General features: G+C 71.6%; 24 protein-coding genes. 5 read left to right on the top strand and 19 right to left on the bottom strand.

Annotated elements, in window-relative coordinates; all coding sequences use genetic code 11:
* Nucleotides 1–17: 17 nt before the first annotated feature.
* The 10 genes from OG811_RS15245 to OG811_RS15200 all read right to left on the bottom strand — a co-directional run bounded on the left by OG811_RS15245 (nucleotide 18) and on the right by OG811_RS15200 (nucleotide 9,320).
* Nucleotides 18–1,460 (bottom strand): DUF58 domain-containing protein, encoded by a 1,443-nt coding sequence (locus OG811_RS15245; protein ID WP_406075064.1) that lies wholly within the window; start codon nucleotides 1,458–1,460, stop codon nucleotides 18–20.
* Nucleotides 1,460–2,467, bottom strand: a complete 1,008-nt coding sequence (locus OG811_RS15240; RefSeq protein ID WP_406075063.1) for an AAA family ATPase — start codon at nucleotides 2,465–2,467, stop codon at nucleotides 1,460–1,462. Before OG811_RS15240 ends, OG811_RS15245 begins: the two co-directional genes overlap by 1 nt.
* On the bottom strand, nucleotides 2,467–3,051 hold the full coding sequence (locus tag OG811_RS15235; RefSeq protein WP_406075062.1) for a hypothetical protein: 585 nt from the start codon (nucleotides 3,049–3,051) through the stop codon (nucleotides 2,467–2,469). The genes OG811_RS15240 and OG811_RS15235 overlap by 1 nt, the downstream gene beginning before the upstream one ends.
* Nucleotides 3,048–3,833, bottom strand: a complete 786-nt coding sequence (locus OG811_RS15230; protein WP_406075061.1) for a DUF4129 domain-containing protein — start codon at nucleotides 3,831–3,833, stop codon at nucleotides 3,048–3,050. Before OG811_RS15230 ends, OG811_RS15235 begins: the two co-directional genes overlap by 4 nt.
* A 21-nt stretch (nucleotides 3,834–3,854) precedes the next feature.
* Complete coding sequence (locus tag OG811_RS15225) at nucleotides 3,855–4,595, bottom strand: uracil-DNA glycosylase (RefSeq protein ID WP_406075060.1); 741 nt, start codon at nucleotides 4,593–4,595, stop codon at nucleotides 3,855–3,857.
* Nucleotides 4,588–5,274, bottom strand: a complete 687-nt coding sequence (locus tag OG811_RS15220; RefSeq protein WP_406075058.1) for a dienelactone hydrolase family protein — start codon at nucleotides 5,272–5,274, stop codon at nucleotides 4,588–4,590. The genes OG811_RS15225 and OG811_RS15220 overlap by 8 nt, the downstream gene beginning before the upstream one ends.
* Nucleotides 5,275–5,474: 200 nt before the next feature.
* Nucleotides 5,475–5,987, bottom strand: a complete 513-nt coding sequence (locus OG811_RS15215) for a hypothetical protein (RefSeq protein WP_406075057.1) — start codon at nucleotides 5,985–5,987, stop codon at nucleotides 5,475–5,477.
* Nucleotides 5,988–6,117: 130 nt separating this feature from the next.
* On the bottom strand, nucleotides 6,118–7,149 hold the full coding sequence (locus tag OG811_RS15210) for an HAAS signaling domain-containing protein (RefSeq protein WP_406075056.1): 1,032 nt from the start codon (nucleotides 7,147–7,149) through the stop codon (nucleotides 6,118–6,120).
* Nucleotides 7,146–7,478 (bottom strand): PadR family transcriptional regulator, encoded by a 333-nt coding sequence (locus tag OG811_RS15205; protein WP_406075054.1) that lies wholly within the window; start codon nucleotides 7,476–7,478, stop codon nucleotides 7,146–7,148. Before OG811_RS15205 ends, OG811_RS15210 begins: the two co-directional genes overlap by 4 nt.
* Before the next feature lie 900 nt (nucleotides 7,479–8,378).
* A complete protein-coding gene (locus OG811_RS15200; protein ID WP_406075745.1) occupies nucleotides 8,379–9,320 on the bottom strand; it encodes an exopolyphosphatase in 942 nt (313 codons plus the stop codon).
* Between the two features lie 124 nt (nucleotides 9,321–9,444).
* Here OG811_RS15200 and OG811_RS15195 point away from each other — a divergent pair, with 124 nt between their 5' ends.
* Nucleotides 9,445–9,612, top strand: a complete 168-nt coding sequence (locus OG811_RS15195) for a hypothetical protein (protein WP_406075053.1) — start codon at nucleotides 9,445–9,447, stop codon at nucleotides 9,610–9,612.
* On the opposite strand, the gene OG811_RS15190 is transcribed toward OG811_RS15195, so the two are convergent.
* The 4 genes from OG811_RS15190 to eno all read right to left on the bottom strand — a co-directional run bounded on the left by OG811_RS15190 (nucleotide 9,613) and on the right by eno (nucleotide 12,769).
* Nucleotides 9,613–10,149 carry an amino-acid N-acetyltransferase gene (locus tag OG811_RS15190; protein WP_406075051.1) on the bottom strand — a complete coding sequence of 179 codons (537 nt, stop codon included), beginning with the start codon at nucleotides 10,147–10,149 and terminating at the stop codon, nucleotides 9,613–9,615.
* Nucleotides 10,146–10,703, bottom strand: coding sequence for a DUF501 domain-containing protein (locus OG811_RS15185; protein WP_406075050.1), 558 nt, complete (start codon nucleotides 10,701–10,703; stop codon nucleotides 10,146–10,148). Before OG811_RS15185 ends, OG811_RS15190 begins: the two co-directional genes overlap by 4 nt.
* A 34-nt stretch (nucleotides 10,704–10,737) precedes the next feature.
* Complete coding sequence (locus OG811_RS15180) at nucleotides 10,738–11,379, bottom strand: septum formation initiator family protein (RefSeq protein WP_406075048.1); 642 nt, start codon at nucleotides 11,377–11,379, stop codon at nucleotides 10,738–10,740.
* Nucleotides 11,380–11,485: 106 nt separating this feature from the next.
* Nucleotides 11,486–12,769: a phosphopyruvate hydratase gene (eno, locus tag OG811_RS15175; protein ID WP_406075047.1), complete on the bottom strand. Its 1,284-nt coding sequence runs from the start codon at nucleotides 12,767–12,769 to the stop codon at nucleotides 11,486–11,488.
* A gap of 213 nt (nucleotides 12,770–12,982) precedes the next feature.
* Here eno and OG811_RS15170 point away from each other — a divergent pair, with 213 nt between their 5' ends.
* Nucleotides 12,983–13,675 carry a hypothetical protein gene (locus tag OG811_RS15170; protein ID WP_406075045.1) on the top strand — a complete coding sequence of 231 codons (693 nt, stop codon included), beginning with the start codon at nucleotides 12,983–12,985 and terminating at the stop codon, nucleotides 13,673–13,675.
* Nucleotides 13,676–13,704: 29 nt separating this feature from the next.
* Here OG811_RS15170 and OG811_RS15165 read toward each other — a convergent pair whose 3' ends face one another.
* The 4 genes from OG811_RS15165 to mfd all read right to left on the bottom strand — a co-directional run bounded on the left by OG811_RS15165 (nucleotide 13,705) and on the right by mfd (nucleotide 20,951).
* Nucleotides 13,705–15,324 (bottom strand): DUF885 domain-containing protein, encoded by a 1,620-nt coding sequence (locus OG811_RS15165; RefSeq protein WP_406075044.1) that lies wholly within the window; start codon nucleotides 15,322–15,324, stop codon nucleotides 13,705–13,707.
* A gap of 99 nt (nucleotides 15,325–15,423) precedes the next feature.
* Nucleotides 15,424–16,416: a nucleoside triphosphate pyrophosphohydrolase gene (locus OG811_RS15160; RefSeq protein WP_406075042.1), complete on the bottom strand. Its 993-nt coding sequence runs from the start codon at nucleotides 16,414–16,416 to the stop codon at nucleotides 15,424–15,426.
* Between the two features lie 2 nt (nucleotides 16,417–16,418).
* Nucleotides 16,419–17,219 carry a hypothetical protein gene (locus OG811_RS15155; RefSeq protein WP_406075040.1) on the bottom strand — a complete coding sequence of 267 codons (801 nt, stop codon included), beginning with the start codon at nucleotides 17,217–17,219 and terminating at the stop codon, nucleotides 16,419–16,421.
* A gap of 63 nt (nucleotides 17,220–17,282) precedes the next feature.
* Nucleotides 17,283–20,951 carry a transcription-repair coupling factor gene (gene mfd / locus OG811_RS15150; protein WP_406075039.1) on the bottom strand — a complete coding sequence of 1,223 codons (3,669 nt, stop codon included), beginning with the start codon at nucleotides 20,949–20,951 and terminating at the stop codon, nucleotides 17,283–17,285.
* A 603-nt stretch (nucleotides 20,952–21,554) separates the two neighbouring features.
* Between mfd and OG811_RS15145 the strand changes: the two genes are divergently transcribed.
* Both OG811_RS15145 and OG811_RS15140 read left to right on the top strand, forming a co-directional pair.
* Entirely contained in the window at nucleotides 21,555–22,469 is a 915-nt protein-coding gene (locus tag OG811_RS15145) for a cyclase family protein (protein WP_406075037.1), read from the top strand.
* A gap of 138 nt (nucleotides 22,470–22,607) precedes the next feature.
* Nucleotides 22,608–23,513: a helix-turn-helix domain-containing protein gene (locus tag OG811_RS15140; protein ID WP_406075035.1), complete on the top strand. Its 906-nt coding sequence runs from the start codon at nucleotides 22,608–22,610 to the stop codon at nucleotides 23,511–23,513.
* Between the two features lie 68 nt (nucleotides 23,514–23,581).
* On the opposite strand, the gene OG811_RS15135 is transcribed toward OG811_RS15140, so the two are convergent.
* Nucleotides 23,582–24,019 (bottom strand): hypothetical protein, encoded by a 438-nt coding sequence (locus tag OG811_RS15135; protein ID WP_406075034.1) that lies wholly within the window; start codon nucleotides 24,017–24,019, stop codon nucleotides 23,582–23,584.
* Nucleotides 24,020–24,199: 180 nt separating this feature from the next.
* On the opposite strand from OG811_RS15135, the gene ppc reads away from it, so the two are divergent.
* Nucleotides 24,200–26,986, top strand: a complete 2,787-nt coding sequence (gene ppc, locus OG811_RS15130) for a phosphoenolpyruvate carboxylase (protein WP_406075032.1) — start codon at nucleotides 24,200–24,202, stop codon at nucleotides 26,984–26,986.
* Nucleotides 26,987–27,000 lie beyond the last annotated feature (14 nt).

Here is a 27,000-nt window from a genome sequence, read left to right as displayed (position 1 = left end):
AAGCTCACTCCTCGCGCTCACCGACCACCCACCCGAGGGGCCGTCGCCAACCGGGCCACGTCCCGCAGCACCTGATCCAGACTGCCGGCGCCGGCCCAGGGCACCACGGGTACGCCGTGCTCCCGGAGCTGCCCGATCATGACCTCGCGATCCAAGCGCCACAGCCGGTACGCCACCTCGGCCCAGCCCCGATCCTTGGGCAACGCCAGGTCGGTCGGCAACGTGTCGACCGCCACCACGAACCGCCCGGCGCGGGCCAGCCGGGCGAGCATCTGCGCCGACCGTTCGTCCAGCAACGGGGTGAGCACCACCACCAGCGCGTCCGAGGAGAGCAGTTGCGGGCCGAACACCTGGTCGTACGGCTCGTGCGAGGACGAATGGACGGAGACGTCGAGCAGCCACTCCAGGACGGTCAGGTACTGCCGACGACCGGCGGCCGGACGCAGCCGGCGGGCTGCCGGCCCGTACTCCAGCAGGGAGACCCGGTCGCCGCGGTGCAGATAGTGCTCGGCGATCGCGGCGGTGGCTCGAACGGTGGTGTCCAGCACCGAGGCGGCGCCGCCGACCCCGCCGGAGCGGCCCGCCTCGGCGAGCACGTCGAGCAGCACCACCACCTCCGCGTCACGGTCGGAGAGGGTGGCCGCCACGTGCAGCTGCCGGGCGCGCAACGACACCCGCCAGTCGATGCGGCGCAGCCGGTCCCCCGGCCCGAAGATCCGTACGCCGGCCAGCTCGCCGCCCTCACCGGGCCGGCGGGAGTGGTGCGCCCCGACGAGGCCGGCGGCGCGGGGCATCGCCTCCACCGCCTCGAACGGCTCGGTACGCGGGTAGACCCGCACCCGGACCGGCTCGGTGATCACCGCCCGGGAGACCAGCAGGCCGCCTGCCGTGGCAACCCGGGCGCCGGCCGGGCCGACCGGGTGCCGGCCCCAGCGCAGGGCACGGCCGGCCAGTTCCAGGTCCACAGCCGTTCCGGTCGGCACCGATGTCACGAACGGCCGGTCGGCGACGGACCGGCCCGTGCCGCTGGCCGGTGCCTCTCCACCGGTCGACGTCGAAGCGGACGGTGGGGCGTCGCCGACGACCTCGTCCCCGGCGAAGCCGGCCCGGTCGATCCGCAGCCACGGCGACACGCGGGAACGCAGCACGACGAGGTCATAGTCGATCGCGTCCGGGTTGCCGACGCTCACCGCCGCCGTCACGTCGCTGCCCTCGACCAGCGACCCGCCCTCACCTGGGGTGATCCACACCTGCGGCAGCGTCGTGGGTCGACGACGCAGCGCGTACGCGGTGCCCAGCGCGAACGGGGCGGCCAGCACGATCAGGTCGACCCGCCCCAGCAGCACCCCGGCCACCAGCAGCAGGCCGGCCAGCAGCACCGCCCGGCCGAGCGCCGGGGTGGGTGCCCAGCCGGCAGCCGGTTCCGGGTCGGTGGCTTGCGGCACGGTCGGTCCGGTCATCAGCGCCGGGGCCCGCCGGCGGCGTAGCTGGGCAGCGCGCCGCTGGCCGGGGCGGGGGTCGCCTCCAGCACCTCGCCGACCACGAACGCCGGATCGACCCGGCGCAACCACATCTCCGGGCGCAGGGTGATCCGGTGGGCCAGGGCGGGCGCCGCCACCTCCTTGACGTCCTCGGGCACCACGTAGTCCCGTCCGCCGAACACCGCGCGGACCCGGGCCAGCAACAGCAGCGCCAGCGAACCACGAGGCGAGGCTCCGACCAGCACCGACGGGTGCTCGCGGGTGGCTGCGGTGAGGGACACGATGTAGCGACCGATGGAGTCCTCCACCACCACGTCCTCCAGGGCGGCCTGCATGGCCCGCAGCGTGGCCGCGTCGACCACCGCCTTGATGTCCGCCTCCTCGCGGCGGCGGCTCATCCGACGGCGCAGCACCTCCCACTCCTCTTCGTGCTGCGGGTAACCGAAGGAGACTCGCAGGAGGAACCGGTCCAGCTGCGCCTCGGGCAGCGGGTAGGTGCCCTCGTACTCGATGGGGTTGGCGGTGGCCAGCACGTGGAACGGCTCGTCCAGCTTGTAGGTCACCCCCTCCACCGAAACCTGCTTCTCCTGCATCGCCTCCAGCAGCGCGGACTGGGTCTTTGGCGGCGTCCGGTTGATCTCGTCGGCGAGGAGCAGGTTAGTGAAGACCGGGCCGGCCCGGAAGGTGAAGTCGCCGTTGCGCTGGTCGTAGAGGAACGACCCGGTGACGTCGGCGGGGAGCAGGTCGGGGGTGAACTGCAACCGGCGGAAATCCAACCCGAGCGCCTGGGCGAACGAGCGTGCGGTGAGCGTCTTGCCCAGCCCGGGCAGGTCCTCAAGAAGCACGTGCCCGCCCGCGAGGATGCCGGCGAGGACCAACTCCAACGCGTCCCGCTTGCCGACCACGACGGTGCCGACCGCGTCCAGGACCGCCCGAGCCAGGTGGCCGACCTCGGCGGGGGCAATGCTCCGGTCCACGTCGTTCATCAGATCTTCTCCAGTTCGGCGACGATCACCGCGAGGTCGCGCGGCGACGGGGTGCGGCGAGGCGGGGTCGCCAGGAACGTCCACAGCCGGGCACCCAGCAGGACACGGGCGCGGGCCGGATCCGACTCACGGGTGACGCCGTGCTTCAGGCGCATCCGCTCGTCGGCCAGTTCACCGATCCGGGGCAGGACCACCTCGGTGAATCGTTCGAGTCGGGTGTTGGACCAGTCCAGCGGCCGTTCCCAACGATTGATCGCGCCACGCAGCGCGTCCCGGGCGCCCCAGTTGTAGCTGCCGTCCTCCTCGCCCTTCCCGACCCGGCGACCCGGCGGCGGGGGTGGCGGCGCGAGCATTGCGGTGATCCGGCGGACCGCCAGGACGGCGAGCACCCCGGCGATCAGCACGGGCAGCGAGACCTGGAGGCCGACCGCGCGGAGGCCGACGAGCAGCACCGCGACCACCCCTGCGGCCCACGCGAGCAAACGCAGCAGGGGGCCCCACCGGGAACCGCGCGCCGGTGGGCCTGCCGGCGCCTCCTCCTCCTCGAACGCGAGCAGGTCGTCGATGCTGGTGCTGCTGCTCATGGGGTCACCACCGCGGTCAGCTCTCCGCGCAGCCGGCGCAGCGCCGCGCGGGCCTGCTCGCGGGTGCCCTCGACCACCGGGCGGGTGGCATACCGGGCCTCCCGGTAGACGTGCGCGAACTCGGCCAGCACGTCGGCGCTGACGATCGCCGGCACCCCGGCCGCCGGGTCACCGCGTAGCAGCCGGCTGACCAGGTCGGTGGGCGTGTCTCCGGTGAGCCGTGGAACACCGGCAGCGGCGGCGGCCTCTTCCAGTCGCACCCAGCAGGCGATCACCGCCACCCGGGGGTCGGTGTCCCGGTCGTCGAGCTCCACCAGGCCCGCATCCAGGGCGGCGACCACCTCACGGGCGGTGCCCTCGGCGGTACGCCGGGCCCGCTGCGCTGGCAGCGCCCGGGTGGTGCGACGCAGCGCGCCCCGGATCAGAACCCAGGTGAGGTAACCGAGAGCGGCGAGGATGGCCAGCCCGAGCAGAACCATCGCCACGGTGGCGATCCACTGCGGAATGTGCGCCTGGGTGGCTTCGCCGGCGTCGCGCGGCTCGATCGGGATGGACGGCGACGGCTCGACGGTCGGGTACTCGGGCACCCAGGGAACGTTGTCCGCAGCGGGTGGGATCCGGCTGGCCCCGATCGACGAGTGGGCCGACGCCAGCGCGGCACCGGCGAGTAGTGCGGCGACCGCGCCCACCGGCCACCACCGGCGGAGCAGGCCGAGCGCCGGGCGCAGCACCCCCGTCTCGGCTGCCGGGGACGGCGTGGGCGGGCGTGTTCCGTCTGTCATCGCCACCACCCCACGCGTGTCTCAGTCCACTCCGGCCAGCTGTTTAGCCTGGCCAAAGACGTCGTCCAGCATTCCTGGTGTCAGCCGCCCGGTGAAGGTGTTCTGCTGGCTGACGTGGTAGCAGCCCAGCAAGTCCGGAGCGCCCGTGCCGGACCAGTGTGCCCCATGACCGAACGCCGGTCGCGGGCTGGGCGGGCGCTGCCCGTACACCTGACGGAGCACGGGCCACCACGCGGCCCAGGCGAATGCGCCCAGCGCGACCACGACCCGCAGCGTGGGCCGGATCAGCGTGACCTCACGGTGCAACCAGGGTGCGCAATTGTCCCGCTCCTGCGGCGTCGGTTTGTTGTCCGGAGGCGCACACCTGACGGCGGAGAAGATCCGGATGTCCCGCAGCGCGAGGCCATCGTCGGCGGCGACGCTGGTCGGCTGGTTGGCCAGCCCGGCCCGGTGCAGCGCGGCGAACAGCACGTCGCCCGACCGGTCACCGGTGAAGATCCGGCCGGTGCGGTTACCACCGTGTGCGGCGGGCGCCAGCCCGAGGATGGCGATCCGCGCGTCGCCGGTGCCGAAGCCCGGCACCGGCCGGCCCCAGTACTCCTGGTCGCGGAAGGCGGCCCGGCGGGTGCGGGCAACCTCCTCCCGCCATTTGACCAGGCGAGGGCAGGCAAAACAGTCGCTCACCGCCACGTCGAGGTCGGCCAGGTCGGTCGCCCGCGCTGCGCGGGCGACCACCTGCTCGGGGGTACGGGACTCAGCCAAGCTTGGCCCGGAAGAGTTCCAGGGTGCGGGCCCAGGCGCTGGCGGCGGCGCGCTGGTCGAACGCCTCCGGCCGGTCGTCGTTGAAGAAGGCGTGCGAGGTGTCCGGGTAGTCGTAGAGGTGGCAGTCACCGCCGGCCTCCTCGATGGCCCGGCGGGCGGTTTGTACGCCCTCGGCGGCCGAGGTGCCGTCCTCTTCGGAGCAGTGGATGACCGCGGCCTTGCCGGCGTAGTCGACCCAGTCGGGGCGCATCGACTCCCAGGGCAACACGGGATAGAAGCCGGCGGTGGCGACGATCCGCTCGGAGATGGTGGCCGACCAGAGGGCCAGGCTGCCACCGGCGCAGAAGCCCACGGCACCGACCTTGCCGGTGACCTCCGGCCGCCCCGCGAGATAGTCGGCCGCGCCGGCGATGTCCTTCGCCGCCTCGTCCATCCGCATCGCCATCAGCAGCCGCTGTGCCTCGTCCGGCTCGCTGGTCGTCTCACCGTGGTAGAAGTCCGGGGCGAGTGCGACGAAGCCGGCCTCGGCGAACCGGTCCGCCACCGACCGGATGTGCGGAACCAGGCCCCACCACTCCTGGATGACGATGACTGCGGGGCTGGCCATGCCGCTGGCGGGTATCGCGAGATACCCCTCGCTCGTGCCCCCGTTGCTGCGGTAGCTCACCATCTCGCCCATGGGCTGTCCTCCTAGCGGTCAGTCATCGTTGGCTGGTCGCCCAGTGGTCCTACGTGCCGGTAGCCTGCCATGCCGCGCCCGCCGCCGGGAAGACGCCGCAACAGTGGCATTCACCTCCTGTTCGGCCGCCGTTGACTCCGGGTACGTCGACGGCGGCGGGGTTCGCGCCCGCCGCCGTCGATGCTGATCTACCGCCCCGGTCAGGCCTTCTTGGTCAGGCAGAGCACATAGCCCGTCTTGCCCGGCTCGATGCTGGAGAAGATGTAGCCCTCTTCGTTCTCCTTGAAGTACTGGTTGCAGGTGGTGTCGGCCTTGGCCTGGGCCTCGGTCTGGTCATCCAGCCGACCGACCACGGTGTACGCCGCGTCGGTGGAGGTGCACTCGACGACCTTGGCGCCGTCGACCTTCTCCTGCTCGGTGCCGCGGATCTCGGGCAGCTCGGCGATGCAGTCACCGGTCTTGGCGGCAGCGGTCTCGTCCTTGTTGAAGTAGTCGCCGATCGCCGAGGCGATGCCGAACTTCAGACCGGCGACGACGACGATTGCGAGGATCGCGCCAACGATGCCGAGGGCCTTCTTTGCACCGGACTTCTTCGCCTCCGGCTCGGCCGCCTCGGGCGCGGTCGGCTGCGGCTCGGCCGCTTGCGGCGTCTCGACGGCCGGCTGGGATGGTGCGGCGTCGGGCGCGGGGGGCGGTGCGACCTGCTCTGACACAAGGATTCCTTCCGAGGGGTTGATGAGCAGACGACACCGTAACGATCATTGATTTCCGGTGCCGTCCCGCTCGCCTCGTCCGTTCAGTTATTTCCCAGCTTCATGCACATGATCCAATTCACATCGTGGTTCAGCTCGTCGGGGTTGGGGTCGGTGCGTCGCTCGGCGTCGCGGTTTGGCCTGCCGTGGGCTGGCCGGTGGCCGTCCCGGCCGGCGTCGGCGTTCCGGTCGGACCGGGTGTGGTGCTCGGGGCCGGCGTGCTGCCCGGGTCCGGCACGGCGGTGGGCGGTGCGGGTGGAAGGGGCGCGCCCGGGGCGCGGGGCCCGAAGGGCGCCTGGCCCGGGCAGTACGGGTACGGCCGCAGCAGCGGATTGCTGTACTCGTCGAGGCGGCCTCCGCAGTCCGGGTAGCCCAGGCGGATCGGATTGCCGTTCTGATCGAAGAGCCGGGCGTTCTCCACCAGCCGACCCTCACTGTCGTACACGAAGACGTCCCGGATCTGGCTGTACTGACTGTCGACCGAGGTCTGGTCGTAGTAGTAGTCGCGGTCGAGCCGGTCCTCTGCGTGGCCCAGCGCGGCGAGCGCGAAGACCACCAGCACGAAACTGCCGGCGTGCAGCGCCCAACGCGGCCAGCGGGCCAACTGCCCGGAGCGGCGGCCGATCCAGATCGAGGCGAGCACGAAAGCGACGAGCATGACCATGCCGGCGAGCAACTCTCCACCGAACCGGGGCAGCAGACCGTAGCTCCCGCCGGTGCTCATCATCGTGACCAGCATCGCCGCCAGATAGCCGCGCAGCACCCACCAACCCGGGCGCAGCAACCGGAGGAAGTCGCTGGCCGTCTCGTACCCCAGGGGTGGGCCGAACCGCATGTCGATCGCGCGCAGCCGGTTACGGACCCGGACCACCGCGGTCGCGACCCGCTGGTCGAGGTTGCGCCCACCGCCCGGGGCGGCGCCGGCCGCGGCGCGCAGCTCGGCGGCGTACGTCTCAGGCTCGCCCAGCCGCTCGACGAGAGTGCCCTCGGCCTCGGCGGCAACCTCGGTGAGGTGGTCGGCGAGATCCTCGGTCAGCTCGTCGCGTTGCGTGGTCGGCAGGTCGGCCAGAGCGGCCCGGACCCGCGTCACATAGTCGGTGATCTCCTGCTCCGCGACGGTCATGCCGCCATCCCCCGATCGTCGAGCAGACTGTCCATGGTTGAGGCGAACGAGCGCCAGAGCTTGCCGGAGCGGGTCAACTGGTCACGCCCCGCGGCATTCAGTGCGTAGTACTTACGGTGCGGCCCGGATTCGCTCGGCACGACGTAGGTGGTGAGCAGGCCGGCGGCAAAGAGGCGGCGCAGCGTCCCGTAGACCGACGCGTCGCCGACCTCCTCCAGGCCGGCCTCGCGAAGCCGGCGCAGGATGTCGTAACCGTAGCCGTCCTCCTCTCGGAGCACGGCCAGGACGGCCATATCGAGCACGCCCTTCAGTAACTGCGTGGTGTCCACGCATAACACACTACTGCGCAATACAGAGTAGTGTCAACGAAGGCGCCCGACACGCCGGGCGAGCGCCGGGCGCGGGGCGGACGCGCGGGGCGCGGGGCGGACGCGCGGGGCGCGGGGCAGACGCGCGGGGCGCGGGGCAGACGCGCGGGGCGCGGGGCAGACGCGCGGGGCGCGGGGCAGACGCGCGGGGCGCGGGGCAGACGCGCGGGGCGCGGGGCAGACGCGCGGGGCGCGGGGCAGACGCCACTTGATCGTGCTCAATCAAGGATTTAGTGGCCTCGGCGTTGGAGGATGCCACTGTTTCCATGATCGAGCGCGATCTTGGCGTGCGGCCAGATCAACGAGAAAGATCGGCGCAACATCAGGGATGTTGCTGTCTCCTGCGCGCCGCAGGGCGCAGCATCCGGGAAGTTGCTCGGATCACTCGCCCGGCAAGGGCCCTTTCAGGCGTTCCGAGCCGATCGAATCGCGAGCAGGCCCCCTGGCGGTCCAGCCCACGAACCTGGCGAACATGTCGGCCGGGGACGGGGCGGGATTCGGATTCGATCGCTGTTATCGGTCGTCGAACAATCGACGGTACCTACCGTCAACCCATGGGCGAGTTCGTTGGGATCGCTGAAATACGAGACATGCTCGGCGGGGTTTCCCGCGCCCGAGCTTCCGTAGTTGCGTCCCGGCGCGATTTCCCGGCCCATATCAGGTGTTGCGGATGGGCCAGATCTGGCGGCACACCGACGTCGAGGAATGGATCCGGCAGCACCGGCCTGACCTGACGACGACGGACTGAAGCGAAGCCCGGCCGGGCCGGGGCCGGACGAGATCGACTCGGTTTTCAGGAAGTCGGGGCATCCCCGCTACCCGGACACCCCGATGTCAAGGAAGGCGAGTTGATCGAGCCCGCTAGCGCGTGGCTGGCTGCAGGCTCCAGGCGATGCCGTCGAGGATGTCATGCTCCGAGGCGACCACCGACGGCATCCCGGCCCGCTCCATGATCACGCGAAGCACCAGCGCGCCCGCGCCGATCACGTCGGCCCGGCCCGGGTGCATCACCGGGGTCGCCAACCGCTGTTCACGGGTCTGACCCAGCAGATCCTCGGTCACCTGGGCGACCGCCTCGTATGACACCCGGGTGTGGTGGATGCGCTCCGGGTCGTACTCCCGCAGGCCCTGCGCGATGGCGACCACGGTGGTGACCGACCCGGCGAGACCGACCAGGGTGGCCGCCTCGCGGCCGGGCACCACGGCGAGCGCGCGGTCCACCGCAGCCGCGATGTCGGCCTGCGCCGCGACGACCTGCTCGGGCGTCGGCGGGTCGCCGGGCAGGTGCCGCTCGGTCATCCGGACGCAGCCGATGTCCACCGAGATCGCCGATCGCACCCCGGCGGCCCGGTCACCGACCACGAACTCGGTGGAACCGCCACCGATGTCGACGACCAGGAACGGCTCCTTCGCGTCGGCGGGCAGCCCGCGTACCGCGCCGGTGAACGACAGCCGGGCCTCCTCGTCGCCGCTGACCACCTCGGGCGCCACACCGAGGGTGGCCTGCACCATCTCGGTGAAGTCGGCGGCGTTGGCGGCGTCCCGGGAGGCCGAGGTGGCGCACATCCGCACCCGCTGCGCACCCAGCTTCTCGATGTCGGCGGCGTACGACGCCAACGCCACCCGGGTCCGTTCGATCGCCTCCGGCGCCAGTCGGCCGGTGCGGTCCACGCCCTGCCCCAGCCGGACGATCTCCATCCGCCGGGTCAGGTCGACCAGCGGCGCCTGCGGCCCGGCCGACTCCTCGGGCAGGTCGGCGACCAGCAGTCGGATCGAGTTGGTTCCGCAGTCGATGGCCGCCACACGCGTCGTCACCCCGCAACCCTACGACAGCCCACCGGCGGCGCCGGTCTGGTGGGCCGAGCAGGCGGCAGCCGGCCTGGCGGGCCGGTCGCCCTGTTGAGCGTGATGACTACCAGGCATCAAAATGACTCAGGGGCATCACCTCAACAGGACGACCGACACCCAGCAACTCCGCGCCGAGCACGGTCAGGTGATGCCGGACGGCAGCGAGGCCAGCGTCTACACCATTCCCGACAAGGGCCACAGCTGGCCTGAGGTGGGAGTTCTTCGCCCCGCACCCCGGCGGTCCTGACTACAGGCGCAGCAACATCCGGGTGTTGCCCAACGTGTTCGGCTTGACCCGCTCCAGGTCCAGAAACTCCGCAACGCCCTCGTCGTACGAGCGCAGCAGCTGCTCGTACACCGGTTGCGGCACCGGTGCGCCGTCGATCTCCCGAAAGCCGAACGCGCCGAAGAACTGCGTCTCGAAGGTGAGCACGAAGATCCGCGCGACGCCCAACTCCCGGGCAGCGTCGATCAGCTCGCCGACCAGCCGGTGCCCGATCCGCCGGCCCCGGCAAAACGGATCCACCGCGACCGTACGGATCTCGGCCAGGTCCTCCCACATCACGTGCAGCGCACCGCAGCCCACCACGACCCCGTCCTCGGGCCGGACCGCCACCCGGAACTCCTGCACCTGCTCGTAGAGGGTGACGGTGGCCTTGCTCAGCAGCCGCCGATCGTCGGTGTAGGTGTCGACCAGCCGCCGGATGCCCCGCACATCCCCGGTGCGGGCCCGCCGCACCAGGATCTGACTCTCGGGTGCGGAGGACCCTGCCTGCGCGCTCATTCGGCCGCCGGCACGTCCACGCACGGGCCAGCCGTCCACCAGGGCTCGATCAGCGCCAACGTCTCGTCGCCGAACGGGTTGACCCCCGGGCCGGCGCCCAGCGCGTGCCCCAGGTGCACGTGCAGGCACTTCACCCGGCCCGGCATGCCGCCGGCCGAGATGCCGGCGATCTCCGGCACGTCGCCGATGGCCTCCCGACGGGCGAGGTAGTCCTCGTGCGCGGCACGGTAGTGGGCGGCCAACTCGGGATCCGTCGTCAGCCGGCCCGCCATGTTTTTCATCAGCCCCGCCGACTCCAGCCGGCTGCACGCCGCGGTGGCCCGGGGGCAGGTCAGGTAGTAGAGCGTCGGGAACGGTGTGCCGTCGGCGAGGCGGGGAGTTGTCTCCACCGCGTCCGGAAGGCCGCACGGGCATCGATGGGCAACCGCCCGGGTGCCACGGGGCGGACGGCCGAGCTGCGCGGCCACCGCGGCCAGGTCGGCCTCGGTGGCTGGCTCCCGCTGCGGCAGGGGTACGGAATCCGCCGCCGGCTCAGACGGTGGTACGACAGTCACGGTGCCCATCTCTCCTGGTGCGCTGGTCGGTGGTTCACTTGCCCGGCTGCTGGCTGTCCGCCGCCTGCACGCTCGACCAGAGCGTGTCGTACCAGGTCACCGGCGCGGTCGGGGCGGCCGAACCGGCCGACTTCCCGGCGTCTCGAGCAGCGCCCTCCGGGTCGTGCAGCACCACCATCATCTTCTCGCCCGGCCGGCCCATGAAGAACCGCTCCCGAGCCTGCGTCTTGATGTATTCGTCGTCTTTCCAGTTGGCAGCCTCGGCGGCGAGCTTGGCGATCTCCGCCTCCTGCACCGCCTGGGCCGCTTCCATCCGCTCGATGTCGGCCTGCTGGTCCAGATAGACGCGGACCGGATAGGTGTAGGCCAGGGCGAGCGCGATCAGGACCGCCAACAGCACCGTGGCCCGGCCGGTGAAGCGACGGGGGTGGGGTGCGGCGAGCCGCTTGACGGCACCACCGGCGGCGGTACGCCGAGCGGCGGCCGGACGATTCGCGGAGCGAACGCCCTCGGCGCCCCGGGCCGCGCCCGGCGCCCGACCAGCGGCGCCGCGCGGCTCGGCGCGTACGCCGGCCTCCCGGACCGATCCTCGGGTGGCCCGGCCGCCACCCGGCCGACCGGACTGACCCGGCCGGCGGGCGGGACGCTGACCACCCGGTGTGCGGCGCTGCTGCATCGTCACCCCTCCCCCGAGGCTTCGCGCGTTAGGGAGGTTGTCGGGAAGCCCCGGAACGGGCGAGGCGGGGTCCGCCGTAGCCGCTGCGGGGCTTCCTGACGACCTCTTAGGCCGAACGGTAGCGTGGGAACGCGCCGGCGCCGGCGTAGCGCGCCGCGTCGGCCAGCTCCTCCTCGATCCGGAGCAGCTGGTTGTACTTGGCGACGCGGTCCGAGCGGGCCGGCGCGCCGGTCTTGATCTGGCCACAGCCGGTGGCCACCGCCAGGTCGGCGATGGTGGTGTCCTCGGTCTCGCCGGAGCGGTGGCTCATCATGCACTTGAAGCCGGCCCGGTGGGCCAGGTCCACCGCATCCAGGGTCTCGGTCAGCGAGCCGATCTGGTTGACCTTGACCAGAACCGCGTTCGCCGCCTTCTCCGCGATACCGCGGGCGATGCGCTGCGGGTTGGTGACGAACAGGTCGTCACCGACGATCTGCACCCGGTCGCCGATCGAGGCGGTCAGCGTCTGCCAGCCGCTCCAGTCGTCCTCCGCCAGCGGGTCCTCGATCGACACGATCGGGTATTCGTCGGCCAACTTGGTGTAGTAGGTGCTCATCTCCTCGGCGGACTTCGCGGCACCCTCGAAGGTGTAGGTGCCGTTGTCGAAGAACTCCGTGGCCGCCACGTCGAGCGCGAACACGATGTCGGTGCCGAGCCGGTAACCGGCCTTCTCGACCGCCTCGGCGATCAGGTCCAGGGCCGCCGCGTTGGTCGGCAGGTTCGGCGCGAAGCCACCCTCGTCGCCGAGCCCGGTCGACAGGCCCTTCTTCTTCAGCACCGACTTGAGCGCGTGGTAGACCTCCGCGCCCGAGCGCAGCGCATCGCGGAAGGTGGGCGCGCCGATCGGCGCGATCATGAACTCCTGGATGTCGACGTTCGAGTCTGCGTGCGCGCCACCGTTGAGGATGTTCATCATCGGCACCGGCAGGAGGTGCGCGTTCGGGCCACCCAGGTAACGGAAGAGGCTCAGCTCAGCGCTGCCGGCAGCGGCCTTCGCCACCGCCAGGGAGACCCCGAGGATGGCGTTCGCGCCCAGCTCCGACTTGCTGTCGGTGCCGTCGATGTCGATCATCTTCTGGTCGATCAGCCGCTGCTCGCTGGCCTCGTACCCGATGATCTGGTCGACGATCTTGTCTTCGACGTTGGAGACCGCCTTCTCCACGCCCTTGCCCTGGTAGCGGTCGGCGTCACCGTCGCGCAGCTCGACCGCCTCGAAGGCGCCGGTGGAGGCGCCGGAGGGCACGGCGGCGCGGGCCACCGTGCCGTCGTCCAGACCGACCTCGACCTCGACCGTCGGGTTGCCCCGCGAGTCGAGAATCTCCCTGGCGACGATTCCCTCGATGGTTGCCACTAAGTCGCTCCTCGTTGTTGTGATCCGGTCCGTGGGTGGGCCGCGACGGTGCGGCTGAGGCAGGTGTTGAACGCAGCGTATCGGGCGGCGTGAACGGGCACGGCGTCGCCCGCGCACCCGAGTCGCCCCGCACTGACGGACATTCCCGGATTTCCGGGCGTCAACCGGCAACGGGTTTGCGCTGCGCGGACCAGATCCACCAGGCTGGTTGCCATGCCCGCCGCCTCGACCACCCTCCGCATGCTCGCCGTGTCGGTCATCGCGTCGCTCACGGTCACCGGCTGTCAGACATTCGAGGACGCCGGAGTCGCCATGGGTCGCTCGGAACTCGTCAACGACCTCACCGCCCGGCTCGACCGGGCGCTGGAGTTGACCTACTCGGCCGACTACCAACTCCCCGGCGGCCAGCGCGCCGCAATCGTGCAGGCGCAGAACCCGGCCCGTTCCGCGTACACCTACCCGGGCGGGCGACTCACCGTCACCCCGGAGGCCATCACCCGGTGTACGACGACCGGCGCCCGCCCGGAATGCACGCTGGTCACCCCACCCACCCCGGGCAGCAAGCCCACCGTGACGCTCTTCGACGAGGCCAACCAGCAGGGCCTCGTCACGCCGCCGGTGGTGGTCGGGCTGCTGAGCGCCGCGGCGCTCGACCCGCAGGCGGTCATCAAGCAGAGCGACACCACCATCGCCGGGCACCACGCCGCCTGCGTCGAGGTGCAGAGCTCGTCCGGTGACTTCACCGCCTGTGTGACCACCGAGGGCGTGCTCGGCAGCTTCACCGGGCCGGTCGACGGCAAACCCATGGAGCTGGCGCTGAGCAGTTACTCCGCGACGGTCGACACGGGCGCGTTCGACCCGCCCGCCGGCGCGGGTGTGGTGGACCGCCGCCCCGGCGGCTCCTGACCGGCCCAACGGCCGGCCCCGGCGGCGCGTCAGACGCCGAGCAGGGTGCGCAGGTGGCGCGGTGGCGGGCAGTCGTGCGCGAGCATCGCGTCGTGCCAGTCGCGGACCGACACCCCGTCCGGGCGGGCCGCGGCGATCTCGGCGACCTCGCTGTACCCCACGAAGTAGGTGGAGAGCTGGGTCGAGGTGAGCTGCGCCCGGCGCCACTTGCCGGCAGCCTCGCCCTCCTCCTGGAAGCCGCGCCCGGTCATCAACGCCATCGCCTCGGCCTCGGGCAGGTCCTCGGCGTGCACCAACTGGTCGAGCAACGCGTTGATGGTCATCCGTAGCTGCATCTTGAGCTGCTGCAACCGCACCGGCAGGCCGCCGAAGCCGAGCCCCACCATCAGTTCCTCCGCGTACACCGCCCAGCCCTCGATGAACGGGCCGGACTCGGCCAGTGCCCGGACCCGGGTGCCACCGACGTAACGGCGGGCGTGGGCGAGCTGGAGGAAGTGCCCCGGCATCGCCTCGTGCACCGTCAGATTGCGGATCATGTGATCGTTGTATTCGCGATAGAACGATTCGACCCGCTGCGCCGGCCAGTCCGAAGGGGTGGGCGCGATGCAGTAGAAGGTGGGCACGGCCGCGGTCTCCAGCGGGCCGGGCGCGTCGCAGTACGCCACCGCGACCCCCCGGGCGAACTCCGGCATCTCCTGGACCACGCACCGGTCGTCGACAAGGGTGACCAGGTCGTGCGCGCGGACGAAATCGGTGGCCTCGTCCAGGGTCACCCCGGCCAGCTCGACAACGGTCCCGTCGTTCGGGTGCTCGGCGGCCAGCACGTCCAGCGCCCGGCGTACGGCCGCGTCGTCGGCCGGACCGCCGACCAGCTCGACGGCCGCCTCGCGGATTTCCGCGGTGACCCGGTCCAGGTTGGCCCAGGCGCGGCGCTGAATCTCGGCGGCGCCCAGCTCGGTATCGAGCGTGTGCCAGAGTCGGGCCTCCCACCGGCGCCGGCCCAGTCGCGGGTCACGGCCAGGGCCGGCGTCGGCGGCCAGGCCGACGCGCAACCAGGCCACGAACTCCTCCAGCGCGGCGATCGCCGCCGTCGCCGCCGGTTCCACCCGGTCGAGGTGGCTCGGCGCCTGGGCGAGCAGCGCCGGCAGCTCGTCGCGGATGAGCGCGGCGGCGCCGGTGAACTGCCCGACCGCCGTCTCCGCGTGGATCCGCGGCATGTCCCGCAGCGTCGCGCGGGCGGTGGCGAGAGCATCCGGTACGGCGGCGAGCCGGCCGGCCAGTTGGGTCAGCCGCACCTCCGCCGGGGCGTACGGGCGGGCCAGCAGCGGGTGCAGCAGGGGGCCGGGGTTGTGGCGCAGCGGATCCCACTCGTGCGATCGGATCTCGGTCAGCTCGAACAGCTCCCGATCCACGAATGAGGTGAGCAGCGCGTGGTCGACCTGCTCCTCCACGTCGAGCGAGTCCGGGTCCAACTCGGACAGCGCGTTGGCCGCGTCGGAGAGCATCGCCCGATCGCCAGCCAGCGCATCGGCGGACAGGTCCGGAAGCCGGTCGTCGTAGCGGTGATCTCCCGCCGCGGTAGCAACCCCCGGCCGCGACTCCAGTAGAGCTTCGACAACCCGCTCAGCCAGTACCCCAAACGCCTCCACCCGGCCCACCCTACCGACCGTCCCCCGCACCACCACCTGTTCCGTCGATCATGAAGTTATTGCCATCCACCTCGGCGTGCCGTGGCAATAACTTCATGATCAACGGGGGTCTGGGGGTGGGGTCTGGGTTTCGGTCGCGCGGATGGCCTGGGCGTAGGCGAGGGTGGTGCGGCGGAGGGCCGTTTCGGGGTCGATTCCCGCCTCGCGGGCTGCTGCGACAGTTGCCAGGAGACTGGCGCCCAGTCTCGCCTCAGCGTCTGCCTCGGTGCCGGCTCGCGGGGGCGGGACCTCCAGCCCTCGGCGGGCGGCACGGTCCAGGATCTGCGCGGCCAGCGCCAGCGCGGGCTGACTCAGAGCCACGCCGTCCAACACCGACTTCCGAGCCTTCTCCGCGCGCTTGATCCGCTCCCAGTTCTCGGTGATCTCCTCCAGCGTGCCCGCCTCCGCACCGGCGAAGACATGCGGATTGCGCCGGATCATCTTGTCGACCAGGCCGCCCGCCACGTCGTCGATGGTCCACCGCTCATCCTCGGGCAACTCCTCGGCGAGCCGCGCATGCAGCACCACCTGCAACAACACGTCGCCCAACTCCTCGCGCAGCGCGTCGGTGTCGTCGGCGCTGATCGCGTCGTATGCCTCGTAGCTCTCCTCCAGCAGGTAACCGGCGAGGCTGCGGTGCGTCTGCGCCCGCTTCCACGGGTCACCACCGGGCGAAGCCAGCCGGTCCAGCACGGCCACCGCGTCGAGCAACCGGGCGCCCGGCGGATCCCACGAGCCGTACATCAGCTCCATCTCGGCCAAACCCGGCTGCCGGGCCAGCCGCAGACCCAGTTCCCGGGCCAGCGCCTCGTCGCCCGCCGGACCAGCCAGCCAGACCGCCGTGCCGCGCGTCGCCACCGCATCCAGCAGCGGCTGCGTCGCCGGGCCGTCCACCACAGTGACCTCGGCGCCCGCCTGACGCACGGCCGTGACCAACTCGCTCTCCGCGCCGGTCAACACCGGGTGCCGGCGTACGACGTCCCAGGCTGCGGAGGTCAGCAGGCCGGCGGGCAGCCGGGGCGAGGTGACCAGGAGGACGATCCGTGCCGTCATGCTCAGCTGGCCGTGCCCTCGGCGTCCGGGTCAGGGTTTGGGGCGTCGCTCGACGGCAGCGGCTCCGGGGTGGAGATGTCAGTGACCGGACCGGCCTTGTTGATGTACGGCAGCGAGTAGAAGACCAGCGACTGCCCGGTGCTCACCACCGACGGCACCCCGACCGCCCGGAAGCGCGGGTTGATCGAGACGTCGACCCGGCCCGCCTCTTCCTCAAGTGCGGCACTGAGTGCGGTGGCGCTGCGGACGAAACCGCCGTCACCGAACGCCTGGCGGACGTCGGTCACCGACATCCCGCCCTGGATCGCCCCGGTGTCCTTCAAAGCGTTGTAGACGGCCATCAGCGAGTCGTCGCTCAGCTCGGCCGGCGGAAGCTGCTGGTTGAGCACCTGAAGCAGGTCGATCCACTCGCCCCAGAGCTTGGCGTACTCGGTGGTGGCCGGCACCCGCAGGTTCTGCTCGAGCTGCTGCGGGGTGATCTCGTCGGGCACCTGGATGTTCTTCGCCGCCGCCACCCGCTTGCCCAGATCCAGGCTGACCAGCAGGTCGACCACGTCCTGGCGGGTGACCTCGGAGCGCAACTGCTCCGGCGACGGCGTGGCGCCCGCCTGGCCGGCCTCCCGCCGGACCGCGTCGCCGTACTTCGCCTGCACGTCGGCGTAGATCGCGTCGACCTGGTTCACCGAGTAGGTGGTGTCACCGACGTACACGGCGACGTTCGGTGCGGACTTGCCGCAGGCAGCGAGGGAGAGGACACCCAGGGCCGCGACGCTGGCGGCGGCGATCACACGGCGAGCACGCATGCCTGCCACTCTCTCATGCCCTCTCCCGTGCTGTGACGGCCCCCACCTCACCCGGCCGCCGCCTCAACTGGCCGCGACGGCGAGCGGAGCGGGGGCACCCAGCACATCCGAGAGCAGTTGCCCGCACCACTGGAGCAGCACCTGGTCACGCAGCGGTTCGCCGCCGATCCGCCGGGTGGTCGGCCGGGGGACGCTGACCTGGTCGGTGGCCTGCTTGTAGACGGCGTCCGGATGGTAGCGCCTGAGTCGCAACTGCTTCGAATCCGGCAACGGCAGCGGACCGAACCGTACGTGTTTGCCCTGCATGGACACGTCGGTCAGGCCGTACCGGCGGGCCAGCAGGCGGAACCGGGCCACCTCCACCAGGTTCTGCACCGGAGCCGGCGGTTCGCCGTACCGGTCGGTCATCTCGGCGATCACCTCGCGCAGCCGCTCCTCGTCGCGCGCCTCGGCGAGCTTGCGGTACATCTCCAGGCGCAGCCGCTCCACGCTCACGTAGTCGTGCGGCAGGTGCGCGTCGACCGGCAGGTCAATCTTGACGTCGACCTCTTCCTCCGGCCGCTCACCCTTGAACGCCGAGACCGCCTCGCCGACCATCCGCACGTACAGGTCGAAGCCGACGCCCTCGATGTGCCCGGACTGCTCGCCGCCGAGCAGGTTGCCGGCGCCCCGGATCTCCAGGTCCTTCATCGCCACGTACATGCCGGCACCCAGCTCGGTGTGCTGGGCGATGGTGGCCAGCCGCTCGTGGGCGTGCTCGGTGAGCGGCTTCTCCGGCGGGTAGAGGAAGTAGGCGTACGCCCGCTCCCGACCCCGGCCGACCCGGCCGCGGATCTGGTGCAGCTGGGCCAGGCCGAGCAGGTCGGCCCGCTCCACGATCAGCGTGTTGGCGTTCGGGATGTCGATGCCCGACTCGACGATCGTGGTGCAGACCAGGACGTCGAACTCCTTCTCCCAGAAGCCGACCATGACCTTCTCCAGGGCGTCCTCGCCCATCTGGCCGTGCGCCACCGCAACCCGCGCCCCGGGCACCAGCTCCCGCAGTCGCCGCGCCGCCCGGTCGATCGACTCGACCCGGTTGTGCAGGTAGAAGACCTGCCCGTCGCGGAGCAACTCGCGGTGGATGGACGCGGCCACCTGCCGGTCGTCCTGCGCGCCGACGAAGGTGAGCACCGGGTGCCGCTCCTCCGGCGGAGTGGCGATGGTGGACATCTCCCGGATGCCGGTGATGGCCATCTCCAGGGTCCGCGGGATCGGGGTCGCCGACATGCTCAGCACATCGACCGACGCGCGCAGCGTCTTCAGGTGCTCCTTGTGCTCGACACCGAAGCGCTGCTCCTCGTCGACGACCACCAGACCCAACTGCTTGAAGCGGGTGGCGGTCTGCAACAGCCGGTGGGTGCCGATGACGATGTCGACGGTGCCGTCGGCGACCATCTCCAACGTCCGCTCGGTCTCCTTCGGCGTCTGGAACCGCGACAACTGCCGGATCTGGACCGGGAACTGGCTCATCCGCTCGGCGAACGTGTTGTAGTGCTGCTGCACCAGCAGCGTGGTCGGCACCAGCACCGCCACCTGCTTGCCGTCCTGCACCGCCTTGAACGCCGCCCGGACGGCGATCTCGGTCTTGCCGTAGCCGACGTCACCGCAGATCAGCCGGTCCATCGGGACGGTCTGCTCCATGTCCCGCTTGACCTCGTCGATCGCGGCGAGCTGGTCCGGCGTCTCCTGCCAGGGGAAGGCGTCCTCCAGCTCCCGCTGCCACGGGGTGTCCGGGCCGAACGAGTGGCCCTTGGACGCCTTGCGGGCGGCGTAGAGCTGGATGAGCTGCGCGGCGATCTCCCGAACCGCCTTGCGGGCGCGCGCCTTGGACTTCTGCCAGTCCGAGCCGCCCATCTTGTGCAGGGTCGGCTGCTCACCACCCACGTAGCGGGAGAGCTGGTCGAGTTGGTCGGTGGGGACGAAGAGGCGGTCGCCGGGCTGGCCCCGCTTGCTGGCCGCGTACTCGATGACCAGGTATTCCCGGCTGGCGCCGTTGACGGTGCGCTGCACCAGCTCGACGTAGCGACCGATGCCGTGCTGCTCGTGCACCACGTGGTCGCCGGCCTTCAGCTCCAGCGGGTCGATGGTGTTGCGCCGCCGGCTCGGCATCTTGCGCATGTCCCGCGTCGAGGTGCCCCGACCACCGGTCACGTCGTTGCCGGTGAGCAGCACGAAGCGGGACGCCTCGTCGACGAACCCGCTGCTCAGCGCGCCACAGGTGACCACCAGCTCGCCGGGGACGGGCGCGGTCGGCACCTCCTCGGTCAACCGCGCGCCCAGGCCGGCGTCGCGCAGCACCTCCACCGCCCGCTGGGCGGGGCCGTGCCCCTCGAAGACCAGCGCGATGGACCAGCCCTCGCCGGCCCAGCGCTTGAGGTCGTCGACCAACCGCGTGGTTTCGCCGTGGTAGAGCGGGGCCGGCTGGGCGGACAGGGTCACCGCGATGGCGTCGTCCGGGGTGACGTCGGCCTGCTCCGGCGCATCTTCCCAGGGCTGCCGCGTCTCGGCCGTATCCGCCTCCACCAGGCCGAACGGCGACAGCGTCCACCACGGCTGGCCGAGCTTGCCCGCGATGGCGCGCACCTCGCCGAGGGTCCGGAAGGCGGCGGCGCCGACGTCCACCGGGGCTTGGCCGCCGACCGCGGCGGCAGCCCAGCTGGCCTGGAGAAACTCCTCCGAGGTACGCACCAGGTCGTGCGCCCGGGTGCGGATGCGCTCCGGGTCGCAGAGCAGCACGTGGGTGCCGGCCGGCATGGCGTCCAGCAGCAGCTCCAGCGAGTCGGGGCCGACCAGCACCGGTGCCAGCGACTCCATCCCCTCCACCGGGATGCCCTCGGCCAGTTTGTCCAGGATCTCGGCCAGCTCGGGGTGCTGCTCGGCGAGCGCGGCGGCCCGTTCGCGAACCGACGGGGTGAGCAGCAACTCCCGGCAGGGCGGTGCCCAGAGCAGGGGGACCTGCTCAATGGTCCGCTGGTCGGCGACGGCGAAGGTGCGGATCTCCTCCACCTCGTCGCCCCAGAACTCGACCCGGGACGGGTGCTCGTCGGTGGGCGGGAAGACGTCCAGGATCCCGCCGCGCACCGCGAACTCGCCGCGCTTGGTGACCAGGTCGACCCGGGCGTACGCCATGTCGATCAGACGGCGGGCGACCTCTTCAAGGTCCGCCTCCTCGCCTGCGGCGAGCTGCACCGGCTCCAGGTCACCGAGCCCCTTCAACTGCGGTTGGAGCAGCGAACGGATCGGGGCCACGACCACTCGCAGCGGCCCGGTGCCGCCATGCGCGTCAGTCGCCTCCGGGTGCGCCAGCCGACGCAGCACGGCCAGCCGCCGGCCCACGGTGTCCGAGCGTGGGGACAACCGCTCGTGCGGCAGCGTCTCCCAGGAGGGGAAGACCACGATCTGCTCCGCCGGCAGCAACCCGCCCAGCGCGGCGGCCAGGTCGTCGGCCTCCCGAGTGGTGGCGGTCACCGCCAGCACCGGTCGCCCGGCCCCACCCCCGCCTTTGCCGGTGCCGGTGCCGGTGCCGGTGCCGTCCGGATCGGCCGCGACGGCGGCCACCGCGAACGGACGCAGTGCCGCCGGGGCGGTGATGTCGAGGCCGTCGACCTGTGCGGCACCGGAGCGCGCCAGGTCACGCGCCCTGGCCAGCCCCGGGTCGGCCAGGGCGGCGGAGAACAGTCCGGTGAGCATGTGATCACTTCCAGGGGAGTCGACACACGACGGCGGCCCCTCGTCCAGCCGGACGAGGGGTGCACGACAACCAGCCTATCCCCGTCCACCGACACGCACCCCCTTCCGCCCCGGTCCGCGTCGCGTCGCGTTCATCCCACCCAACCGCCCCGCCGGCCTGCCATCCCACCCAACCGCCCCGCCGGCCTGTCGCCCCGCCCCGCCGCCCCGCCGCCCCGCCGGCCCGCCGGCCCGCCGGCCAAGATCCGCGCAACTTCCCGGAAACTACTGCTTCCAGGACGCGGGAGGCAGCGGTTTCCCTGATGTCGTGTGGATCTTGTTGGCGAGCGCGCTCGTCGCCGCCTGGAAAGGGTCAGTCGCACTGCCGCCAGCGCGCACCATCCGCCAAGCTCGCGCTCGATCCAGGATGTAGTCGCCTCGGAGCCGGCGGAACGCACTCTTTCCTGGATCGAGCGCGATCTTCCCCGGGTTAGCGCGATCTCACGGGTTCGAAGACCGGATCGCAGGCGAAAGGGCGGTCAGGCGGGCACCGGCCGGGCCCGTGGCGGCCGGACCGCGACGTGGATCTTGACCGATGGCTGGGCTTCGTGGTCGGGTGTCGGGATGAGTGAGCAGTGGCGGGCTCAGTTCGACGCGGAGGTGAGCTTCGCCAACGGCGGCGGGCTGCGCACCGAGGGGTTCCGGCTGGACATCCCGGGGCAGGAAATCACCGACGACGACCTGGCGGCATTGTTCGTCCGGCACCTCGGGCTGCTGATGGTCGCCGAGGTCCGAATCAGCGCGAAGACGATCATTGAGGAGCCGCACAAGGGCGGCCGGGGCGTCGCCGTCGGCGCATCCGGCGCCGATCGTCGGCTGGTCGAGCTGAGCCACGTGATCAGCGACGGGATGAGCACCCTGCCCGGCTGGCCGGCGCCACGGATCACCGACTGGCTGACCTTCGCGGCGTCCCAGGCGAACTACGCGCCGGGCACCGAGTTCCACGTGACCCGGATTGACATGATCGCCAACACGGGCACCTACCTGGACACTCCCGCCCACCGCTGGGCCGGTGCCGACGACCTGACCGGGGTGTCGCTGGACCGGCTCGCCGACCTGCCCGCCGTGGTGGTCCGGGTGCCGGCCGGCATCCGGGCCGTGGACCGACTGATGCTTGCCCCGTACGAGGTGGCCGGGCGCGCGGTGCTGCTGCACACCGGGTGGGATGAGCACTTCGGCACCGAACGGTACGGCGCGCCGGAGGCGCCGTACCTGACCGGGGACGCCGCCCAGGCGCTGGCCGACGCCGGGGCGGCCCTGGTCGGCATCGACTCGATCAACATCGACGACATGAGCCCGACGGCCGGTGGTGTACGCCCCGCACACAGCACGCTGCTCGCCGCCGGCATCCCGATCGTGGAGCAACTAACCGGCCTGGACGCGCTACCACCGAGCGGCTTCCGGTTCACCGCAGCCCCACCGATGGTGGCGGGCATGGGCACCTTCCCGGTCCGCGCCTTCGCCGTCGTCGACGCCTGACGTCGCCAATACCTGAGCGTCAGACGCCGGACTGCGCGGTGGCGAAGGACTGGAGGGCCTGGCGGTGGTCGGTCTCGGACCGGGCAGGTCGCGCTTGAGCAGGTAAACGAGGAAGATCAGGTCTCGACAGGAGGAACGATGCCCGCCGAGGGAGTCGGCAGTGATCCGCGTCGCCGCACCACGCCCGCCCGTTGGCGAGTGCTGGGGCACCCGGACGGCATGCTGATCTACCAGGTGCGGTGCATCGTGGAGAACCACGGCTGGACGGAGTCCGTCGCCGAGGACCGCCACAAGGTCATCCTGGGGCGCTCCGGGGCGTACCGGCGCCGGCTCAACGGCCGGGTCGAGCTCTCCGATGCCACGTCCGTGCTGCTCACCCGCCCCGGCGACGAGATGGCCGTGGCACACCCGTTCGGCTGCGGTGATTCGTACACCTGTGTGGAGATCAATCCGACGGTGCTGGCGGAGCGGCCGGACGCGGTGGGCTGGGTGGGCCGGCGCGGCTGGTCCGGGACCTCGGACGCCACGCTGGATCTGGCACACCGGCTGCTGGTGGCCGATTTCCGGCGTGGGGTGGACGGGTTCGAGATGGCCGAGCGGCTGCATCGGTTCCTGGCTCGTCTGCTGCACCACAGCGCCCTCACCGCCGACGACGTGGGCGGCGAGGTCGATCGGGCCGTACGCCGACGGCCGGCGACGTTGGCCGCGCACCGGCGGCTGGCCGACCGCGCCCGGGAGGTGCTGGCAAACTCACGCTTCACGCTCGGCCTGGACGAGGTCGCCCGGGAGGTCGGCAGCTCTCCGCACCATCTCAGCCGGGTGTTCCAGCGGATAACGGGCAGCAGCCTGACCGCGTACCGGAACCGGCTACGGGTGCGGGAGGTGCTGGACACCCTCGCCGAGCCCGACGGCCGTCCGCTTGGCGCGCTCGCCACCGAGTACGGCTTCGCCGACCAGGCACACCTGACCCGGATGATCCGGGAGCAGGTCGGCCATCCACCGGCCCGGCTGCGCCGGTTGCTCACCCCGTCCGGGTCGGCCTGACCGCGGGCGGCTTTCCGAGCCGGCCAGCGGCCGGCGGAGGTGCCGTACGGGGGACGTACGGCACCTCCTCACGCGCGCGCAGGCGGCTCCGTCTCGGGGCCAGCAAGGGCGTCGGACCTCCCCGAAAAGGTCCGCGTGCCCCGCTCCGGTGCCGTCCTGGCGGGGGCAGCTCCCGGACCGACGAGAACGATCTTCGCGGCGAGCGCCTCCCGCCGTCTTGAAGAAATGTGCTCGTATTCATCCGGCCCTCGCGCCGCCAGCACCAACCCGCACCCGGCGCGCAGCGGGCCGAAGGCCAGCGGGTGCGGCGAGCCAGGTCGGCCGAGGTGCACCAGCACCGACCCGCCGTGGTAGGCGACGACGCCCAGCCGCAGCGACACCACGGTCTGCTCCTCACCGTCGCGAGTGGCCTCCGGCCCCTCCGCCACCAGCGGGATCAAGGCGGTGCTCGGCGGGCTCGGGTTGGTCAGCGCGAGCCTGGTCTGCGGTCGCCGAGCCGGAAACACTGGCCCCGGATCGACCCGCTCCGCCCCGCGCCGGCCTCGGACGGTGGCTTAGATCACGCCGGAAAACGCCGCTCCCGGGACAGGAGATCACCCGGGGGCCCTCCGAACATCCGGTGCGCGCGGATACCATCCAATCAGTCGGACAGCGCTGTCCTTCGTATCCACGTAAGGGAGCGCACCGTGACCGACCAGCATGACCACAACGGCCCGGACGCCGCGCTGCGCGCCGACATCCGCCGACTCGGCACCCTGCTCGGCCAGACCCTGGCCCGCCAGGAGGGTCGCCCGCTGCTCGACCTCGTCGAGGAGATCCGCGCTCAGGTCCGCACCGACGCCCCGGCGGCCGCCCAACGCCTCGGCGGGCTCGACGTGACCACCGGCACCAAGCTGGCCCGCGCCTTCTCCACCTACTTCCACCTGGCCAACATCACCGAGCAGGTGCACCGCGCGCGGGATCTGCGCCGCCGCCGCGCAGTTCAGGGCGGCTGGCTGGACCAGGCGGCCAAGATGATCGCCGAGCGGGGGGTGCCGGCCGAGGAGATCGCCAACGCGGCCCGCCGGCTGGCGGTCCGGCCGGTCTTCACCGCGCACCCGACCGAGGCGGCCCGCCGCTCGATCCTGTCCAAACTACGGGCGATCGCCGACGAGTTGGACACCGAGACCGCCAACGCGATCCTCTACGGCGCCAGCGACGAGGGCCCGGCCAACCGCCGCCTGGCCGAGTTGCTGGACCTGATGTGGCAGACCGACGAGCTGCGACTCGACCGACCGGACCCGACCGACGAGGCCCGCAACGCCATCTACTACCTGCGCGACCTGTACGCCGAGGCCGCACCCCAGGTGCTCGACGACCTGGCCGACACGCTGCGCACGCTCGGCGTGGAGACGTCACCGACGGCCCGGCCGCTGAGCTTCGGCACCTGGATCGGCGGCGACCGCGACGGCAACCCGTTCGTCACCCCGGCGGTCACCCGCGACGTGCTGGCCATTCAGCACGAGCACGGCATCGCGGCCACCGAGAAGGCCATGGACCACCTGATCAACGAGGTTTCGGTCTCCCGCCGACTGCGCGGGGTGTCCCTGGACCTCTCCGCCAGCCTCGCTGCCGACCTGGACGCGCTGCCCGAGGTGGCGGCCCGGTTCCGCCGGGTCAACGCGGAGGAGCCGTACCGGCTCAAGGCACGCTGCGTAAAGGCGAAGCTCGCCAACACCCGGCAGAGGTTGCGCCAGGGCACCGCGCACGAGGCGGGCCGGGACTATCGGGGCTCCGCCGAGTTGATCGCCGACCTGGATCTGCTGCGCGCCTCGCTGGCCCGCAACTCCGGGCAGCTCACCGCCGTCGGCCGACTGGCCTCCACCATCCGTACGGTCTCCGCGTTCGGCCTGCACCTGGCGACGATGGACGTCCGGGAGCACGCCGAGGCGCACCACGCGGTGCTCGCCCAGCTCTACGAGGCCGTCGGCGAGGTCTCCGACTACCCGGCGCTGAGCCGGCTGGAACGCACCAAACTGCTCGCCGACGAGCTGACCGGCCGTCGACCGCTGTCCACCCTGGACACTGCGCTGTCTGAGCCCGCCCGCAAGACGTTCGACGTGTTCGGGACCATCCGCGAGGCACAGGACCGGTTCGGCAGCGAGGTGATCGAGTCGTACATCATCTCGATGACCCTGGGTGTCGACGACGTGCTGGCCGCAGTGGTGCTGGCCCGCGAGGCCGGCCTGGTGGACGTGCACAGCGGCCGGGCCCGGGTCGGGTTCGTGCCGCTGTTGGAGACCCCGGCCGAGCTGAACGCCGGCGGTGAACTCCTCGACGAGCTGCTGTCGCTGCCCGCGTACCGGGCGCTGGTGGCGGCCCGGGGCGACGTGCAGGAGGTCATGCTCGGCTACTCCGACTCCAACAAGGAGGCCGGGATCACCACCAGCCAGTGGTCGATCCACCGGGCGCAGCGCGCGCTGCGCGACGTGGCTGCCCGGCACGGGGTGCACCTGCGGCTGTTCCACGGCCGGGGCGGCACGGTCGGGCGCGGCGGCGGGCCGACGCACGAGGCGATCCTGGCCCAGCCGTACGGCACGATGGACGGCGCGATCAAGGTGACCGAGCAGGGCGAGGTGATCTCCGACAAGTACACCCTGCCCTCCCTGGCCCGGGAGAACCTGGAGCTCACCCTCGCCGCGGTGCTCCAGGCGACCCTGCTGCACACCGCACCTCGCCAGCCGGCCGAGATGTTGGAACGCTGGGACGCGACGATGGACGTGGTCTCCGAGTCGGCGTACCGGTCCTACCGTTCGCTCGTCGAGGACCCGGACCTGCCCGCGTACTTCTGGGCGTCCACGCCCACCGAGTTGCTCGGCGCGCTGAACATCGGCTCCCGGCCGGCGAAGCGCCCGAACACCGGCGCGGGGCTGTCCGGTCTGCGGGCCATCCCGTGGGTGTTCGGGTGGACCCAGACCCGGCAGATCGTGCCGGGTTGGTTCGGTGTCGGCTCCGGGCTGGCCGCCGCCCGCGAGGCCGGGCTGGCGGACGTGCTGGCCGAGATGCACCGCAACTGGCACTTCTTCCGCACGTTCCTGTCGAACGTCGAGATGATGGTGACCAAGACCGACCTGAGCATCGCCCGCCGATACGTCGAGACACTGGTGCCAAAGAAGCTGCACCCGATCTTCGAACAGATCGAGCAGGAGTACGAGCTGACCAAGCGCGAGGTGCTGGCGGTGACGTCCTCACCCGCCCTGTTGGAAAACTCGCCGGTGCTCCAGCGCACCCTGGCCGTACGCGACACCTACCTGGAGCCGCTGCACCATCTCCAGGTGGCGCTGCTGCGGCAGTACCGGGAGTCCGGTGCCGCCGGACGGGCGGTGACGACCGCGCCGGGCGGCCGACGCGCGCCGAGCGACGGCACCGCCCTGGAGCGGGCACTGCTCACCACGGTGAACGGCATCGCCGCCGGGATGCGCAACACCGGCTGATCAATCGGAACGGA

Origin of the sequence: Micromonospora sp. NBC_01638 (assembly GCF_045209745.1) — a bacterium.
Taxonomy (GTDB): domain Bacteria; phylum Actinomycetota; class Actinomycetes; order Mycobacteriales; family Micromonosporaceae; genus Micromonospora.
Note: the sequence above shows the minus strand (reverse complement) of the source record. Positions and strands in the feature narration are given on the sequence as shown.